This window comes from Janthinobacterium rivuli (genome assembly GCF_009208735.1).
In the GTDB taxonomy this organism is placed as follows: Bacteria; Pseudomonadota; Gammaproteobacteria; order Burkholderiales; family Burkholderiaceae_D; genus Janthinobacterium.
The window spans coordinates 137,196-154,235 of record NZ_WFLJ01000011.1; the positions used below are offsets into that span (position 1 = coordinate 137,196).

At 61.6% G+C, this 17,040-nt stretch carries 12 protein-coding genes; 8 read left to right on the forward strand and 4 right to left on the reverse strand.

Annotation, left to right across the window (positions count from 1 at the left end):
- Window positions 1-99: 99 nt before the first annotated feature.
- The 5 genes from smc to def are packed head-to-tail and all read left to right on the forward strand — an operon-like array spanning window position 100 to window position 8,620.
- Window positions 100-3,627 carry a chromosome segregation protein SMC gene (gene smc / locus GCN78_RS16460; protein ID WP_152252654.1) on the forward strand — a complete coding sequence of 1,176 codons (3,528 nt, stop codon included), beginning with the start codon at window positions 100-102 and terminating at the stop codon, window positions 3,625-3,627.
- Window positions 3,624-4,787, forward strand: a complete 1,164-nt coding sequence (locus tag GCN78_RS16465) for a cell division protein ZipA C-terminal FtsZ-binding domain-containing protein (RefSeq protein ID WP_152252655.1) — start codon at window positions 3,624-3,626, stop codon at window positions 4,785-4,787. Before smc ends, GCN78_RS16465 begins: the two co-directional genes overlap by 4 nt.
- A 14-nt stretch (window positions 4,788-4,801) precedes the next feature.
- On the forward strand, window positions 4,802-7,168 hold the full coding sequence (gene ligA / locus GCN78_RS16470; RefSeq protein WP_152252656.1) for an NAD-dependent DNA ligase LigA: 2,367 nt from the start codon (window positions 4,802-4,804) through the stop codon (window positions 7,166-7,168).
- Window positions 7,169-7,193: 25 nt separating this feature from the next.
- A complete protein-coding gene (galU, locus tag GCN78_RS16475) occupies window positions 7,194-8,087 on the forward strand; it encodes a UTP--glucose-1-phosphate uridylyltransferase GalU (RefSeq protein WP_152252657.1) in 894 nt (297 codons plus the stop codon).
- Window positions 8,084-8,620: a peptide deformylase gene (def, locus tag GCN78_RS16480; protein ID WP_034752265.1), complete on the forward strand. Its 537-nt coding sequence runs from the start codon at window positions 8,084-8,086 to the stop codon at window positions 8,618-8,620. The genes galU and def overlap by 4 nt, the downstream gene beginning before the upstream one ends.
- Window positions 8,621-8,805: 185 nt before the next feature.
- Here def and GCN78_RS16485 read toward each other — a convergent pair whose 3' ends face one another.
- From GCN78_RS16485 to map, 4 genes are all read right to left on the reverse strand, one after another.
- Entirely contained in the window at window positions 8,806-9,570 is a 765-nt protein-coding gene (locus GCN78_RS16485) for a flagellar brake protein (protein ID WP_152252658.1), read from the reverse strand.
- Window positions 9,571-9,722: 152 nt separating this feature from the next.
- Window positions 9,723-10,472, reverse strand: a complete 750-nt coding sequence (locus GCN78_RS16490; protein WP_152252659.1) for a pseudouridine synthase — start codon at window positions 10,470-10,472, stop codon at window positions 9,723-9,725.
- Between the two features lie 40 nt (window positions 10,473-10,512).
- Entirely contained in the window at window positions 10,513-13,080 is a 2,568-nt protein-coding gene (locus GCN78_RS16495) for a [protein-PII] uridylyltransferase (RefSeq protein WP_152252660.1), read from the reverse strand.
- Between the two features lie 46 nt (window positions 13,081-13,126).
- Window positions 13,127-13,939: a type I methionyl aminopeptidase gene (gene map, locus GCN78_RS16500; protein WP_152252661.1), complete on the reverse strand. Its 813-nt coding sequence runs from the start codon at window positions 13,937-13,939 to the stop codon at window positions 13,127-13,129.
- A 390-nt stretch (window positions 13,940-14,329) separates the two neighbouring features.
- Between map and rpsB the strand changes: the two genes are divergently transcribed.
- From rpsB to pyrH, 3 genes are all read left to right on the forward strand, one after another.
- The gene (gene rpsB / locus GCN78_RS16505) at window positions 14,330-15,082 is read left to right on the forward strand and encodes a 30S ribosomal protein S2 (protein ID WP_010397614.1); all 753 of its coding nucleotides are present in this window, start codon (window positions 14,330-14,332) and stop codon (window positions 15,080-15,082) included.
- Window positions 15,083-15,240: 158 nt separating this feature from the next.
- Window positions 15,241-16,152, forward strand: a complete 912-nt coding sequence (gene tsf, locus GCN78_RS16510; protein WP_152252662.1) for a translation elongation factor Ts — start codon at window positions 15,241-15,243, stop codon at window positions 16,150-16,152.
- Window positions 16,153-16,300: 148 nt separating this feature from the next.
- Entirely contained in the window at window positions 16,301-17,017 is a 717-nt protein-coding gene (pyrH, locus tag GCN78_RS16515; RefSeq protein ID WP_034752258.1) for a UMP kinase, read from the forward strand.
- The last annotated feature ends 23 nt before the right edge of the window (window positions 17,018-17,040 follow it).

Here is a 17,040-nt window from a genome sequence, read left to right on the forward strand (position 1 = left end):
TGCGTGGCCAGACAGCCGTCGCGATGGTGCATCTGAACTGAATATGAGCCGGGTTCACCCATAACACAACGCCAGCATAGGCCAGGAACTCTAAAACACGTGCGTCTCTCTTCCATCAAGTTGTCGGGATTTAAGTCTTTCGTCGATCCCACCAATTTTCAGGTGCCAGGCCAGCTCGTGGGCGTGGTCGGGCCGAATGGCTGCGGCAAGTCGAACATCATCGACGCCGTGCGCTGGGTGCTGGGCGAATCGAAAGCGTCCGAATTGCGCGGCGAATCGATGCAGGACGTCATTTTCAACGGCTCCACGCACCGCAAGCCCGCCGGGCGCGCTTCCGTGGAACTGGTGTTCGACAACAACGATGGCAAGGCGTCCGGCCAGTGGGGCCAGTACGCCGAGATCGCCGTCAAGCGCACCCTGACGCGCGATGGCACGTCCACCTATTACATCAATGGCCAGCCCGTGCGCCGGCGCGACATCCAGGATATTTTCCTTGGCACCGGCCTCGGCCCGCGCGCCTACGCCATCATCGGCCAGGGCATGATTTCGCGCATCATCGAATCGCGTCCCGAAGAATTGCGCGTCTTCCTGGAAGAGGCGGCTGGTGTCTCCAAATACAAGGAACGCCGCCGCGAGACGGAAAACCGCTTGCAGGACACGCGCGAGAATCTGCTGCGCGTGGAAGACATCTTGCGCGAACTCAATGCCAACCTGGAAAAGCTGGAAGCGCAGGCGGCCGTGGCCACCCGTTTCCATGCCTTGCAGGCGGACCAGGAAGAAAAGCAGAAACTGCTGTGGCTGCTGCGCAAGAACGAGGCGCAAAACGAGCAGACGCGCTATTTCCGCGAAGTGGAACAGGCGCAGACCGACCTGGAAGAACAGACGGCCAAGCTGCGCAACGTGGAATTGACGCTCGAACAGATGCGCCAGGCGCACTTTGCCGTGGGCGACCGCCTGCATACGGCGCAAGGCCATCTGTACCAGACGAATGCGGAAATCGGCAGTCTGGAAGCGCAGATCAAGTTCGTCATCGAGTCGCGCGCGCGTCTGCAGGCGCAGCTGGCGACCCTGACGGCCCAGCGCGACCAGTGGACCAGCCAGGGCGGCGAATACCAGGAACAGATCGAAGAGGCGGAATTCCACCTTGAGGAGCTGGCCGCCAAGGTGGAACAGTCGCAAATGATGGCCGAGCAGAAGGGCGAGCAATTGCCCGAGCTGGACGCCGCCTGGCGCGCCGCGCAGAACAAAAGCACGGAATCGCGCGCGCGCATCATGCAGGCCCAGCAGCAGCTGGAACTGGAATCGGCGCACCAGCGCAACGCCTCGAACATCCTGGCCAGCCTGTTGACGCGCCGCGAGCGCCTGCAGCAGGAAAAGAACAGCCTCAGTCTGCCCGACAGCAGCCACCTGGAAAACCTGAAACTCCAGCTGGAAGAAAAGCAGCAAGCGCTGGAAGAGCAGGGTTTCTACCTGGAAGAAGCGCTGGAACAGCAACCGAAGCTGGAGCAGGAGCGGATGGAGGCGCAGGCGCAGGTCAATGCCGAGACGGCGGCGAATGCCCAGCTGGAAGCGCGTCTTTCCGCTTTGAAACAATTGCAAGAACGCGTGCAGACGCAAGGCAAGGTCCAGCCGTGGCTGAAGAAGCACGAACTCGATACCTTGCCGCGCCTGTGGCAAAAGCTGCAGATCGAAGCGGGCTGGGAAGCGGCCATGGAATCGATCCTGCGCGAGCGCACGTCGGCCCTGCAACTGTCGAATATCGACTGGGCCAAGGCATTCTTTGCCGACGCGCCGCCGGCCAAGCTGGCCCTGTACGCGCCATCCACCGTGGCGCCGCTGCCGCAGCCGGAAATCGCCGGCCTGAAGCCGTTTTTGAACTTGCTCAAACTCAATGATCCGGGCTTGCGCGGCTTGCTGCAGGATTGGCTGTACAACGCCTACGCCGTGGAAGACGCGGCCGAAGCGCTGGCCGAACGCGGTAAATTGCCGCCGGGCGGCTATTTCGTCACGCGCTCCGGTCACGTGGTCACGGCCACCAGCGTGCGCTTCTATGCGGCCGATTCGGAGCAGGAAGGCATGCTGGGCCGCCAGCAGGAAATCGAGAATATCGGCAAGCAGTTGCGTGCCCAGCAATTGCTGGCCGAAGAGGCGCGCGCCCGTTCCGTGCGGGCCGACGCGGCCGTGGCGAACTTGACGCGCAACCTGTCGGACCTGCGCCTGCGCATCCAGCAACTGACGTCGTCCGTGCATACCTTGCAACTGGACGTGGTGAAACTGTCCGAGGTGGAAGCGCGCTTCAACCAGCGCAGCACGCAGATCGGCGCGGATCTCGCCGAGATCGCCGCGCAGGAAGCGGAACAGCAGCAGATCAAGGCCGAATCGGAAGAGAAATTCGAACAGCTGGACATGGAACTGGGCAACCTGCAGGAAGCGCACGAAGACGGCCACACGGACTTCCTGCAGAAGGAACAACGCCTGGCCGAGGCACGCGAAGCCTTGCGCGACCTGGAACGCGCCGCCAAGGATACGGAATACGCGGAAAAAGCCCACCGCGCGAAGATCGAGGAATTGCGCCGCAACATCGCCACGGCCAGCACGCAGGCGCAGCAAGTGACGGCCAGCCTGCAGGCGGGCGAACTGGAGCTGGCCAACCTGGAAAGCGGCGCGGCCGCCGACGGCTTGCAGGATCTGCTCGAGCGCCGCACGACGCAGGAGCGGGCGCTGGCCGATGCGCGCCACGAACTGGACCAGATCACGCAGCAGCTGCGCCTGTCCGAAGATGCGCGCACGCAATCGGAACGCAGCCTGCAGCCGCAGCGCGACAAGATCATGGAAATGCAGCTCAAGGAACAGGCCGCGCGCCTGAACCAGGAGCAATTCGCCCAGCAATTGCTGGAAGCGGGCGCCGACGAGGCGGCCCTGACGGAGAAATTGCACCCGGACATGCGCCCCTCGTATCTGCAGGGCGAAGTCACGCGCCTGACGAATGCCATCACGGCGCTGGGCGCCGTCAACCTGGCCGCGCTGGACGAACTGGCGCAGGCGTCGGAGCGCAAGAATTTCCTCGACGCCCAGAATGCCGACCTGACGGAAGCGATCAACACCCTGGAAGACGCGATCCACAAGATCGACAAGGAAACGCGCGACTTGCTGCAAGACACGTTTGACAAGGTCAACCATCACTTTTCCGAGCTGTTCCCGATTCTGTTCGGCGGCGGCCAGGCGAAACTGACCATGACGGGCGACGAGATTCTCGATTCCGGTGTACAAGTCATGGCGCAGCCTCCCGGCAAGAAAAATGCCACCATCCACCTGTTGTCCGGTGGAGAGAAGGCGCTGACCGCGACCGCATTGGTGTTTTCCATGTTCCGCCTGAACCCGGCGCCGTTCTGCCTGCTCGACGAAGTCGATGCACCGCTGGACGATTCGAACACGGAACGCTTCTGCCGCATGGTCAAGCGCATGTCCGACCAGACCCAATTCCTTTTCATTTCGCATAACAAGATTGCGATGGAAATGGCCCATCAATTGATCGGTGTGACGATGCAGGAGCAGGGCGTATCGCGCATCGTGGCGGTGGACATGGAGTCCGCCGCAAATTTTGCAACCGAGGCACAAGCAGCATGACAGACCTTCAAATTACCTTGTTCGGCGCCGGCGGCGTCTTTATCGTCGGCGTTTTTTCGTACAACAAATGGCAGGAATACAAGGCCAAGAAAAGTGTGGAGCGGGCCTTTTCCACCGACCACGATGACGTGCTGATGCGCGAGGGCGACGCCCCCGCGGCGGAAGCCCAGGAACCCGTGCTGCGCCAGGAACCGCGCTTTGATGCGGCGCCTGCCGCCAAGGCCGAACCGTCGTTCGGCGCGCCGCCAGCGGCCGCTGTGCCGGACGCGCCCGTGCATGCGGAGCCGTCGCTGGCTGATGCCGACCCTGCACCCGCCGCCCCTGCCGCGGCGGCGCAACCGGAAGTCAGCGCCGCCAGCGAACAGGCGACCAGCCTGGTCGATCCGCTCATCGATTGCCTGCTGCCCCTGTCGCTGGAGGCGCCCGTGCGCGGCGACAAGATACTGCCCGTGCTGCAAACCCTGCGCCTGGTGGGCAACAAGCCCGTCCACTTCATCGGTTTGCACGTGAATGGCGACTGGGAACCGATCACGCATGGCGGTGTCTACACCAAGATGCAGGGCGGGGTGCAACTGGCCAGCCGCAGCACGGCCTTGAACGAACTGGAATACTCGGAACTGGTCACGCGCCTGCGCGGTGTCGCCGACGAGATCGGCGCCGAGCCGGAAGTGCCCGACATGATGGAAGTGATGGCCGAAGCGCGCAATCTGCACCGCTTCGTTGCCGGCCACGACGCCCAGCTGGGCGTGAACCTGCACACGAATGGCGCGCCATGGGCCATTTCCACCTTGCTGTTCGCGCTGGAAAAACAGGGCTTCGACGTGCGTCCGGACGGCCGTTTCGTCATGCCGGACGGCGAAGGCAGCCATCTGTTCTCGCTGTCGACGAATGTCACGCTGGCCGAGGAAACGACGCCGCGCCTGACCCTGTTGCTGGACGTGCCGTGCGTGGCGCCGGCGCGCGACGGTTTCGGCGCCATGGTCGCTTGCGCCAAGGCGCTGGTGGGCCGCCTCGACGCGACCATCGTCGACGATTACAACCAGGCCTTGTCGGACGCGGCGCTGGCCGAGATCGCCGGCCAGGTGCAAGAGTTTTACCAGGAAATGGACGCGGCCGACATTCCGGCCGGATCCACCCGCGCCCTGCGTTTATTTAGCTGAAGAATCCCGCAACAATGACTGATCCGATCAACCAGGACGCCGCCCAGCGGAATGCCGCCCAGCGCGTCCTGGCACTCACTGCCGAACTCAATCGGCATCTGCACGCTTACCACGTGCTCGACAATCCCACCATCCCCGACGCCGAGTACGACAAGCTGTTCGTCGAACTGCAGGCGCTGGAAGCGGCCCATCCCGAGTTGCTGCAGCCCGATTCGCCCACCTTGCGCGTGGGCGCGGCGCCGCTGCCGCAATTCGAGCAAGTCACGCACACGGTGCCGATGTTGTCGCTGAACAATGGTTTCACCGACGACGATATCGTCAACTTCGACCGCCGCGTGCGCGAAGGCCTGGATATTGACGGTGCGGAAGTCGATTACGCCGCCGAAGTGAAATTCGACGGCCTGGCCATCAACCTGCGCTACGAGCACGGCCTGTTCGTGCAGGCGGCCACGCGCGGCGACGGCGCCACGGGCGAGGACGTGACGGCGAATATCCGCACCATTGCCGGCATCCCGTTGCGCCTGCATGGCGACAAGATTCCGGCCGTGCTCGACGTGCGCGGCGAAGTGATGATGTTCAAGGCCGATTTTGCCCGTTTGAACGAACGCCAGCGCGAGGCGGGTCAGAAGGAATTTGCCAACCCGCGCAACGCGGCGGCCGGCAGCCTGCGCCAGCTCGATTCGCGCATCACGGCCCAGCGCAAGCTGCGTTTCTATGCCTACGGCATCGGCGCCCTCGATGGTGCGGCCATGCCTGTGTCGCATGCGGCCTTGCTGGACTGGTACGAAACCCTGGGCATCCCCGTGTCGAAGGAACGCCGTGTGGTGCAGGGCGCGCACGGCTTGCTGGCCTACTACGCCGATATCGGCGCGCGCCGGCCCGCCTTGCCATATGAAATCGACGGCGTCGTCTACAAGGTGAACGCGACGGAAGACCAGCAGGAGCTGGGCTTTGTCTCGCGCGCGCCGCGTTTTGCGCTGGCGCACAAGTTTCCGGCCGAAGAGGCGCTGACCCAGGTGCTGGGCATCGACATCCAGGTGGGCCGCACGGGCGCCATGACACCCGTGGCGCGCCTGGCGCCCGTGTCCGTGGGCGGCGTGACGGTGACCAACGCCACCTTGCACAATGCGGACGAAGTGCTGCGCAAGGATGTGCGCGTGGGCGATACGGTCGTCGTGCGCCGTGCCGGCGACGTGATTCCCGAAGTGTTGTCCGTGGTGCTGGACCGGCGCCCGGAACCGGCGCCGCCGCCGTTCAAGATGCTGGAGCGCTGTCCTGTCTGCGATTCCCACGTGGTGCGCGAAGAGGGCGAGGCGATCGCCCGCTGCTCGGGTGGCCTGTTCTGCTCGGCGCAGCGCAAGGAAGCGTTCCGCCATTTCGCGGGCCGCCGCATGATGGATATCGAAGGCCTGGGGGAACGTTATATCGACACCCTGGTCGAACTGGAATACGTGCATGGCCTGGCTGACCTGTACAGCCTGACCTTGGATAAATTGCTGGAAATGAAGTTGCGCGCCGACGAGCGCGACGGTTCGACGCCGGAGACAGTGCAACAAGGCAAGATTCCCACCAAATGGGCGGAAAATCTGCTGGCCGGTATCGAGGCGAGCAAGCGTCCGCCGCTCGAACGTTTCCTGTTTGCGCTGGGCATCCGCCACGTGGGCGAGTCGACGGCCAAGACCCTGGCCGAGTGGCTCGGCAGCCTCGACTACGTGCGCCGCGCGCCGGCGGCCTTGCTGCGCGTGCTGCCCGATATCGGCGGCACGGTGGCGGACTCGATTGCCGATTTCTTTGCCGAACAAAAGAACCAGCAGGCGCTGCAGGCTTTGCTGGACGCGGGTGTCGCGCCCCAGGGCGAACATGCGCCCAGCGCCAAGCTGCGCTCGCAGCTGGAGCAAGCGACGCTGCTGGCGGCCATCGGCATCCCGAAGCTGACGGAACCGCGCAGCAAGCAGCTGGTGGAGCGGGGCGTGACCCTGGCCAGCCTGGCGGCGCAAGGCGCCAGCTTCCATGCGGGCTTGCCCGCCGCCGTGGCCGAAGCGCTGGCGCAATGGCTGACCGATGAAGGCAATGTCAAGCTGCTTGGTCAACTGGACGCCCTGCGAAATGAATTACTGTCACAATTGCCTGAAATGCCAGCCGCTGGCGGCAAGCTGGACGGCAAGACCTTTGTCTTGACCGGCACCTTGCCCAACATGAGCCGCGACGAGGCGGCGGAATTGATCGAGGCGGCCGGCGGCAAGGTCAGCGGTTCCGTGTCGAAGAAGACAGCTTATGTCGTGGCCGGTTCGGACGCCGGCAGCAAGCTGGCCAAAGCCCAGGAACTGGGCGTGGCCATCCTTGACGAGGCTGGTTTGTTGGCCTTGCTCGCGCAAGACTAATTATCCAAAATATTATAGAAGACCCATGAAAAAAATCAGAAAAGCAGTCTTTCCCGTCGCCGGCCTGGGCAGCCGATTCTTGCCCGCCACCAAGGCGCAACCGAAGGAAATGCTGCCCATCGTCGACAAGCCGCTGATCCAGTATGCAGTGGAAGAGGCGGTGGCCGCTGGCATCACGGAAATGATCTTCATCACGGGGCGCAACAAGCGCGCCATCGAAGACCATTTCGACACGGCCTATGAACTGGAATCGGAACTGGAAGCGGCGGGCAAGCGCCAGTTGCTCGACATGGTGCAAAACGTCATTCCCAAGCACATTAACTGCATCTATATCCGCCAGTCGGCGCCGCTGGGCCTGGGCCACGCCGTGCTGTGCGCCCGCCCCGTGATCGGCGACGAGCCGTTCGCCGTCTTGCTGGCGGACGACTTCATGGACGTGGAAGAGGGTACCCGTCCCGTGCTGGCGCAGATGGCCGATGTCTTCCAGTATGAAAACTGTTCGCTGCTGGCGGTGCAGGATGTGCCCCGTGCGGAAACCCGGCAGTATGGCATCGTCAGCGCCAAGCATTACCAGCCCGACCTGGAACTGGTGTCGGGCATCGTGGAAAAGCCCGCGCCGGAAGAGGCGCCATCGACCCTGGCCGTGGTGGGCCGCTATGTGCTGACCAGCCGCATCTTTGCGCATCTGGAAAACATCGGCACGGGCGCCGGCGGTGAAATCCAGCTGACGGACGGCATCGCCGCACTGATGCGCGAAGAGCGCGTGCTGGCTTACCGCTACCAGGGCCAGCGTTATGATTGCGGCTCCAAGCTTGGCTACCTGAAGGCAACGACGGCGATGGGCATGAAACATCCGGAAACGGGCGCGGCGTTCCGCAATTACCTGCAAGAATTGCAAGCGGTATTGGAAACAAAATGACGGTACGTGAAATCCTCAAGATGGGCGATCCGCGCCTGCTGCGCATGGCCGAGCCGGTGCGTGAATTCGACACGCCCGAATTGCATGCCTTGATCGCCGACATGTTCGACACCATGCACGCCGCCAATGGCGCTGGCCTGGCGGCGCCGCAGATCGGCGTCAACCTGCAGCTGGTGATCTACGGCTTCAAGCAGAACCTGCGCTATCCCGACGCGCCGCAAGTACCGGAAACCGTGCTGATCAATCCGGTGCTGACGCCTTTGTCGGAGCGCAAGGAAGAGGGCTTCGAGGGCTGCCTGTCCGTGCCGGGCCTGCGCGGCAGCGTGCCGCGCTGGAGCGAGTTGCACTACGAAGGCGTGGACCAGTTCGGCCAGCCCATCAGCCGCGATTGCGACGGCTTCCATGCGCGCGTGGTGCAGCATGAAGTCGACCATTTGCACGGCATTCTGTATCCGATGCGTATCGTCGACTTTACGCAGTTCGGCTACACGGAAGTCATGTTTCCCGACCTGGATCCAAACGACGACGATTGATCGGCGCCTGAAAAAACGTCCATGGCGGCGTTGCATTGCCACGCCGTACTATTCGTACTGTCTTCGGCAATGCGCCTTGCCCTGAACGTTTTTCAGGCGCCTCGTAACTTTGGCTGTTAAACAAAAAATGGCCGCGCAGCATCAGCTGGGCGGCCATTTTTTATGCCTGAGACAAAGCCGCAAACCTAGCGCACCTTGCGGCTGCTGCCCAGGTTATCCAGCAAGGCCTTCAGCTCATCCTGCATGGCATCCGTCAGGTTCAGGAAGCGGCAGCCGATCTGTACTTGCTCGCCCAGCAGGAAGGAACGGAAGGTGCGTGACAGGCGGATTTCCAGGTCGGCGATCATGACCTTGTTTGGTCCGAGTTCCAGGCGCACGCGCGACAGTTTGCGCCCCACGTACAGGCCGACCGTATCGCGCGGATGGGCACGCATGCCGATGCCGCCGGCCGAGAAATCATACAGTTGCAATTCATACGGACGCCCCTCGAGCACGAAGGCGGCCAGGTAGTACACGCCCAGCGGCGTTTCCAGGCGTGCCGATTCGCGCCGTTCCAGCACCAGGCAATGACTGGGGAAGTTGGTCAGGTAGACGTTCGGCCGCTCGGGATACGCTTCCCATTCGCCATTGATGGTAAATTGCAACTTGGCGCTTTGCACCCACGATACAAACGTGGCGCCGCCTTCGGGCAGGGTGGCGCCTTCATTGAGTTCCAGCACGAATTGAGGCAAGTCGTCGTCGACGGACAAAATGCGCGCCATGATGACGTCTTCGCCGCCCGCCGGGTAGATGGAAATGGCGTCGCCGTTGTCAGCCAGGCTGCACAGGGTTTCGCCGATATCCCACGGATCGCTCATATGGTGCGGCTTGGTGCCGGGGGCCATCGGCTCGGCCACGTCAGCCAGGCTGGGCGCGCCTTTGCGCAGGGGATTGGGGATGGGATCGTTCACGACAGCGTATCTCTTTTGTTCTGATGGGGAATAGTGTATAGGTTTAAAGCAATATTTACTAAGTAAATCACAATAATTGTTTTTATGTCACTATATTCCTGTTGCTTATGCGGAATGGCACGCCGCGCGGCATGCCATCCAGATGCCGCCGCTTAAAATTGCTCGTCCGCGCTCAGGTAACGCCATTGACCGGTCGGCAAGTCGCCCAGCTTGACCTTGCCGATGCGCACGCGTTTCAGGCCCAGCACTTTCAGGCCCACGGCTTCGCACATGCGGCGGATCTGGCGTTTCTTGCCTTCGCGCAAGGTAAAGCTCAGCTGGTCTTCATTTTGCCAGCGCACCTTGGCCGGCAGCAGCGGTTTGCCGTCGAGCCACAGGCCGTGGTTGAGCTTTTTCAGCTCGCTGTCGGGCAGGGTGCCGCCCTTGGTGTAGCTCACGCGCACCAGGTATTCCTTGTCGATATCGGTATCGTGGCCGATCAGCTGCTTGGCCACGCGGCCATCCTGCGTCAGCACCAGCAAGCCGACGGAATCGATGTCCAGGCGGCCGGCCGCCACCAGGCTGCGCAGTTGGGTGGGATGAAACTGTTCCGGGCTGCGGTCTTCCGCCCAGCGGTTTTCCGCCTTGATCAGGGCCACGGCGGGCGTGTAGCCGTCTTCGGCCTGGCCGCTGACATAGCCGACGGGCTTGTTGATGAGTACAGTGACGCGCTTCGATTGCTCGGCCGCCGCCTGGCGTTCCACGGTGACGCGCTGGCTGGGGGTGACCTTGCTGCCCAGCTCGGACACCACCTTGCCATCCACACGGACCCAGCCGCGCGCGATCCATTCATCGGCTTCACGGCGGGAGCAAAGGCCCAGTTCGGACATGCGTTTGGACAAGCGTAATAATTCTTCGGTCATGTTGTTTCAGTTTTAGTAAGGTAGGCGCTGCGCGGAAAGTCTACACTTTCAGCGCATCGAGTAAATCGGTTTCCAGCAATATCTGGTTGCGGGCATTGTTGAGCGCGGGACCGTCGACGAGGAAAACGTCTTCGACCCGCTCGCCCAGGGTCATGATCTTGGCCGTGTGCAAGTTGATGCGGTACTTGGTCAGCACGTTGGCGATCGCATACAGCAGGCCCGTGCGGTCGTTGGCGGCCACCGACAGCAAATAGTATTGGCCCTTTTCATCGGGCCGCAAATCCACGGTCGGCTGGAAGGGGAAGGTGCGCGACAGGCGCGACAGCCGTCCCTTGCCCGGCGGCGGCAGCGGCGTTTGCGACTGCAGCAGCTCGCCCAGCTCATGCTCGATCAGGCTGATGATGTCGCGGTAGCTCTTGGCGAAGTTCTGCTCCGTGACAAGGAAGGTGTCGAGCGCATAGCCATTCTTGGTCGTGTGGATCTTCGCGTCGAGAATGCTGAAGTTCTTGCGGTCGAAATAGCTGCAGATGCGCGCGAACAGGTCGGGCTGGTCGGGAATGTACACGGCCACCTGCAAGCCTTCGCCGATGGGCGCCAGCCGGCATTTTACCACCGGCAACTTGCTGTCGAGCTTGTCATACAGCGAGCGCGTCTGCCAGGCGATGTCGGAGGCGTCGTGGCGCAGGAAATACGCCACGTCCAGCTGCTGCCACAGCTTCAGATGGGCGTCCGGCGGCAAGCCATACAGGCGCAGCGTGGCCAGCGCTTCCTGCTGGCGGTTCTTCAGCTCGCGGTCGGCCGTATGCGGCTCGCCGCCCAGCACGCGCAAGGTGATCTTGTACAGGTCTTCCAGCAGCTTGCCCTTCCAGGCATTCCATACCTTCGGGCTGGTGCCGCGGATGTCGGCCACCGTCAGCAGGTACAAGCCCGTCAGGTGGCGCTCGTCCTTGACCACTTTCGCAAAGGCGGCGATGACGTCCGGATCGGACAAATCCTGCTTTTGCGCCACTTGCGACATGGTCAGGTGATTTTCCACCAAGAAAGCCACGAGTTCCGTGTCTTCTTCCGACAGGCCGTGGTCCTGGCAGAACTGGGTGGCGTCGGCCACGCCCAGCTTCGAGTGGTCGCCGCCGCGGCCCTTGGCGATGTCGTGGAACAGGGCCGCCACGTACAGCAGCCACGATTGCGAGAAATCGGCCATCAGCTGGCTGCAGAACGGGTATTCGTGCGCGTGCTCGCTCATGGTGAAGCGGCGCATGTTGCGCACCACCATCAGAATGTGCTGGTCGACCGTGTACACATGGAACAGGTCGTGCTGCATCTGGCCCACGATGCGGCGGAAATTCGGCAGGTAGCGCCCCAGGATGCTCATCTCGTTCATGCGCCGCAGCGCATGGATGATGCCCACGGGTGCCTGCATGATGCGCAGGAACAGGGCGCGGTTGACGGGGTCCTGGCGGAAGGCGGCGTCGATCTTGAAGCGCGCGTGCCACAGGGCCCGCGTGGCGCGCGAGGTCATGCCTTTCAGGGACGGGCGCTCCGTCATCAGGACGAAAATTTCCAGCATGGCCGACGGGTACTGCTCGAACGTGTCGTCGGCGCTGATGTCGATCAGGCTGTTGACTTCATTGAAGCGTTCGTTGATGGGCAAGGCCACGTCATCTTGCGGAAACAGCCGTGCCTCGATGTTTTGCAGCAAAATCGTGTTGAGCTGGGTCACCGTCTTGGCGGCCCAGTAGTAGCGCTGCATGAGGAATTCGCTGGCGCGGCGCATGTGCGGCCCGCTGCCCGTCGCTTGCAAGCCCAGCGATTCGGCGATGGCCGTCTGCACGTCGAACACGAGGCGGTCTTCGCGCCGTCCCGCATGCAGGTGCAGGCGCACGCGGATATCCTTGAAAGCGCGCTCCTTTTCCATCAGCTGGCGCGCTTCCGTCAAGGTGATCAGGCCGCCCGTGGCCAGGGTGCGCCACGAGTTGGCCAGACCGGCCGCCTTGGCCACCCACAGGATGACCTGCAAGTCGCGCAAGCCGCCCGGGCTTTCCTTGCAATTCGGTTCCAGGCTGAAGGCCGTGTCTTCGTATTTGGCGTGTCTCTGGCGCATTTCCGCCGTTTTCGCCTGGAAGAACGCCTGCGGGTCCATGGCCGCGTCATAGCGCTGCTGCAATTGCGCGAACAGGTCCGCGTTGCCGCACACGAGGCGCGCTTCGAGCAAGCTCGTTTGCACGGTGATGTCGGCCTTCGATTCGACCATGCATTCATCGACCGTGCGGATGCTGTGGCCGATTTCCAGGCCCAGGTCCCACAGCAGTTGCACCAGTTCCTCGAGTTTTTCCTGCGTCGCCGCGTCCGGCGCCTGTTGCAGCAGGATCAGCAGGTCGACGTCGGAATACGGGAACAGTTCGCCGCGGCCATAGCCGCCCACGCCCACCAGGGCCGTGCCGGGCGGCAAGCCCGCTTCCTGCCAGGCGCGCGCCAGCACGCCGTCGACGCTGTGGCGCAGGCTGCGCAACAGTTTTTCAGGCTTGCCGTCGGCCTGGAAGGCCGCGATGACGACCTGGCGGTCGGCTTTCAGTTGCTGCTTCAGCTGTTCCCGAACTTGCTTTTTCATCTGGGCCCTGGGTGGCGGTGGGTCGGGTGGAGTCAGGCTTGATGCATCAGGCTTTATTGCCGATGAAGGCGGGCGGCGGCGGCATGCCGGGCGAGATGGTCAGCACTTCATAGCCCGTTTCCGTCACCAGCACCGTGTGTTCCCATTGCGCCGACAGGCTGCGGTCCTTGGTTTTGATGGTCCAGCCATCGTTCATTTCGCGGATTTCGCGGCGGCCCGAATTGATCATCGGTTCGACGGTGAAGATCATGCCCGCTTCCAGGCGTTCCAGGGTGCCAGGTTTGCCGTAATGCAATACCTGCGGTTCTTCATGGAAAACCTTGCCGATGCCGTGGCCGCAGAATTCGCGCACCACGCTGTAGCCGGCCTTTTCCGCGTGTTGCTGGATGGCGTGGCCGATGTCGCCCAGGTGGGCGCCAGGCTTGATCTGGTCGATCCCCAGCCACATGCATTCATAGGTGATTTCCGACAGGCGCTTGGCCAGGATGGTCGGCGTGCCGATGAGGAACATGCGGCTGTTGTCGCCGTGGTAGCCATCCTTGATGACGGTGATGTCGAGGTTGACGGAGTCGCCGCTCTTGAGGACCTTGTCGCCGGGGATGCCATGGCAGATGACGTCGTTGACGGAGGTGCAGATGGCTTTCGGGTAAGGCGTGTAGCCGGGCGGGCAATAGTTCAGCGGGGCAGGGATGGTGCCTTGCACGTTGACCATGTATTCGTGGCACAGGCGGTCCAGTTCGCCGGTCGTGACACCGACCTTGACGAAGGGGGTGATGTAGTCGAGCACTTCGGCGCCGAGTTTGCCGGCAATGCGCATGCCTTCGATGTCGGCTGCGGTATTGATACGGATGGTGGACATGATGTAATTCGCAATCTGCAAGAAATTCGGGTGAAAAGCACAGACGAATCCCAGTGTGGGAGGAAAAGTCTGCAAATATGTCGAAATTATAAACGAGGCGCCCTGTATCCGCCGCCTCCATCCTATGGCGGGCAGGCGTTTTTTGCGGGAAAACCCGTGGTCGATACCTGTTGCACCAGTGTGGTGCAGCGCTTGCCGTCACTGCGCGCGCGATTTGCGCCGTGGACTTGATGGAATGGGCATTTCGGTGTAGAATCCCGGGTTGCTTGAATTCTCTTTTAAGCAATGCAGTAAAACAGTGTCTTTAATTTATATAAACACGCGAATCCGGTCGACAAGGGTGCCTGTATGGTGACTGATCGGATTCCAGACCCAACCCTGGAGTTAATAATGTCCGTAACAATGCGCGAAATGCTGGAAGCCGGTGTTCACTTTGGTCACCAAACCCGTTTTTGGAATCCAAAAATGGCACCGTTCATCTTCGGTCATCGCAACAAGATCCACATCATCAACCTGGAAAAAACCATGGCGATGTACCAGGACGCAATGAAGCACGTGCGTCAACTGGCTGCAAACCGTGGCACCATCCTGATGGTTGGCACCAAGCGTCAAGCTCGCGAAATCATCGCTGCTGAAGCACAACGCGCTGGCGTGCCTTTCGTTGATCAACGTTGGTTGGGCGGCATGCTGACCAACTTCAAAACGATCAAAACCTCGATCAAGCGTCTGAAAGACATGGAAGTGATGATCGAAGACGGTTCGATCGAGAAGCTGTCGAAAAAAGAAGCGCTGATGTTCTCCCGCGAAATGATCAAGCTGCAAAAATCGATCGGCGGCATCAAGGACATGGGCGGCATTCCTGACGCAATCTTCGTAGTCGACGTCGGCTACCACAAAGGTGCGATCACCGAAGCAGCTAAACTGGGTATCCCGGTCATCGGCGTTGTCGATACCAACCACTCCCCAGAAGGCGTGAACTTCGTGATCCCAGGTAACGATGACTCCTCGAAAGCCATCATGTTGTACGCTCGCGGTGTTGCTGATGCAATCATCGAAGGCCGTGCAGCTGCCGGTAACGAAGTTGTTGAAATGGTTAAAGCAGCCGCTGGCGACGAATTCGTCGAAGTAAACGAACAGGCTTAATGGCCAGGCTATCGCAGGATAGCCGTTTGTAAGCACAGCAGTAAGGGAAAAGGGGTGGCAGCAGCTCCCCCTTTTTTTTAACAAAAAAACGATAGAGACCGCTGGCGAGGCATGCATGCCCGGCCGCGACTATCGACTCACCGAATCAGGAGAAACACATGGCAGCGATTACAGCAGCGATGGTAGGCGAATTGCGCGGCAAAACCGACGCACCAATGATGGAATGCAAAAAAGCACTGACGGAAGCCGAAGGCGACATGGCGCGTGCGGAAGAGATCCTGCGCGTCAAACTGGGCGGCAAGGCATCGAAAGCATCGGCACGCATCACCGCTGAAGGCGTCGTGGCAACCTACATCGCCAATGGCGTAGGCGCCCTGGTCGAAGTGAACTCGGAAACCGACTTCGTTGCGAAAAACGACGATTTCCTGGCGCTGGCCAACAACGCTGCCCGTCTGGTAGCGGAACACAACCCGGCTGACGTCGCTGCCTTGCTGGCCCTGCCACTCGATGGCAAGACCCTGGAAGACGTGCGCGCTGCCCTGATCGGCAAAATCGGCGAAAACATGACCATCCGCCGCTTCCAGCGTTTCGAAACCAGCGCCAAGCTGGCTTCGTACCTGCACGGTTCGCGCATTGGCGTGATCGTCGAATTCGACGGCGCTGATGAGCAAGTGGGCAAAGACGTGGCCATGCACATCGCTGCCATGAAGCCAGTGTCGCTGTCGTCGAACGAAGTTCCTGCGGAACTGATCGAAAAAGAGCGTTCGGTTGCACAACTGAAAGCCGAAGAAGACGCAGCCAAAGCGGCCGCCGAAGGCAAGCCAGCGCAATCGCCGGAAATCCTGGCCAAGCGCCTGGAAGGTTCCGTACAGAAGTTCCTGAAAGAAGTATCCCTGCTGAACCAGGCTTTCGTGAAAAACGACAAGCTGTCGGTTGAGCAAATGCTGAAGGCGGCTAACACCACCGTCAAAGGTTTCGCCATGTACGTAGTGGGCGAGGGCATCGAGAAGAAGCAAGACGACTTCGCAGCAGAAGTCGCAGCACAGATGGCTGCCTCCCAGGGAGCGTAAGTAAAGCGGGCCGAGAGGCCCGTTTTTTTGGCCCGCCCGCACCTGTCGTGCCGGGCGGCGGCATGGGCAGCTTCCTCCCGCCTATCCGGCGCTGCAAGGCGCTGCGCCATGTCATACTCGAATAACCTCATTTATGGAGCCCCAGCTCATGTCAAAACCAGCCTACAAGCGCGTCCTCCTCAAGTTGTCCGGCGAAGCCCTGATGGGTGATGATCCCTACGGCATCAACCGCGCCACGATCGAGCGCATGGTGGCCGATGTGGCCGAGGTGGCGAAGTTGGGTGTGGAACTGGCAATCGTGATTGGCGGCGGCAATATCTTCCGCGGTGTCGCGCCCGGCGCGCAAGGCATGGACCGTGCCACCGCCGACTACATGGGCATGCTCGCCACGGTGATGAACGCACTGGCCCTGGCCGATGCCATGCGCCACGTCGGCATTACCGCGCGCGTCATGTCGGCCATCGGCATCGAGCAAGTGGTCGAACCGTACGTCCGCCCGAAAGCCCTGCAATACCTGGAAGAAGGTAAAGTGGTCGTCTTCGCCGCCGGCACCGGCAATCCATTCTTCACCACCGACACGGCCGCCGCCCTGCGCGGTTCCGAGATCAGCGCCGAGATCGTCCTGAAGGCCACCAAGGTCGACGGCGTCTACACGGCCGATCCGAAGAAGGATCCGAACGCCACCCTGTTCCACACGATTACGTTCGACGACGCCATCGCCAAGCACCTGCAAGTGATGGATGCCACCGCATTCGCCCTGTGCCGCGACCAGAAGCTGCCAATCAAGGTGTTTTCGATCACCAAGCCGGGCGCGCTGATGCGCGTCATCATGGGCGAAGATGAAGGCACGCTGGTGCACGTATAGAAACAAGGAGCACCGAGAAACCG

Coding starts and splice junctions, on each gene's coding strand:
- tsf (WP_152252662.1), top strand. CDS start 15,241: ATGGCAGCGATTACAGCAGCGATGGTAGGCGAATTGCGCGGCAAAACC.
- galU (WP_152252657.1), top strand. CDS start 7,194: ATGAAAAAAATCAGAAAAGCAGTCTTTCCCGTCGCCGGCCTGGGCAGC.
- map (WP_152252661.1), bottom strand. CDS start 13,939: ATGTCCACCATCCGTATCAATACCGCAGCCGACATCGAAGGCATGCGC.
- rpsB (WP_010397614.1), top strand. CDS start 14,330: ATGTCCGTAACAATGCGCGAAATGCTGGAAGCCGGTGTTCACTTTGGT.
- GCN78_RS16490 (WP_152252659.1), bottom strand. CDS start 10,472: ATGACCGAAGAATTATTACGCTTGTCCAAACGCATGTCCGAACTGGGC.
- ligA (WP_152252656.1), top strand. CDS start 4,802: ATGACTGATCCGATCAACCAGGACGCCGCCCAGCGGAATGCCGCCCAG.
- GCN78_RS16465 (WP_152252655.1), top strand. CDS start 3,624: ATGACAGACCTTCAAATTACCTTGTTCGGCGCCGGCGGCGTCTTTATC.
- def (WP_034752265.1), top strand. CDS start 8,084: ATGACGGTACGTGAAATCCTCAAGATGGGCGATCCGCGCCTGCTGCGC.
- pyrH (WP_034752258.1), top strand. CDS start 16,301: ATGTCAAAACCAGCCTACAAGCGCGTCCTCCTCAAGTTGTCCGGCGAA.
- GCN78_RS16495 (WP_152252660.1), bottom strand. CDS start 13,080: ATGAAAAAGCAAGTTCGGGAACAGCTGAAGCAGCAACTGAAAGCCGAC.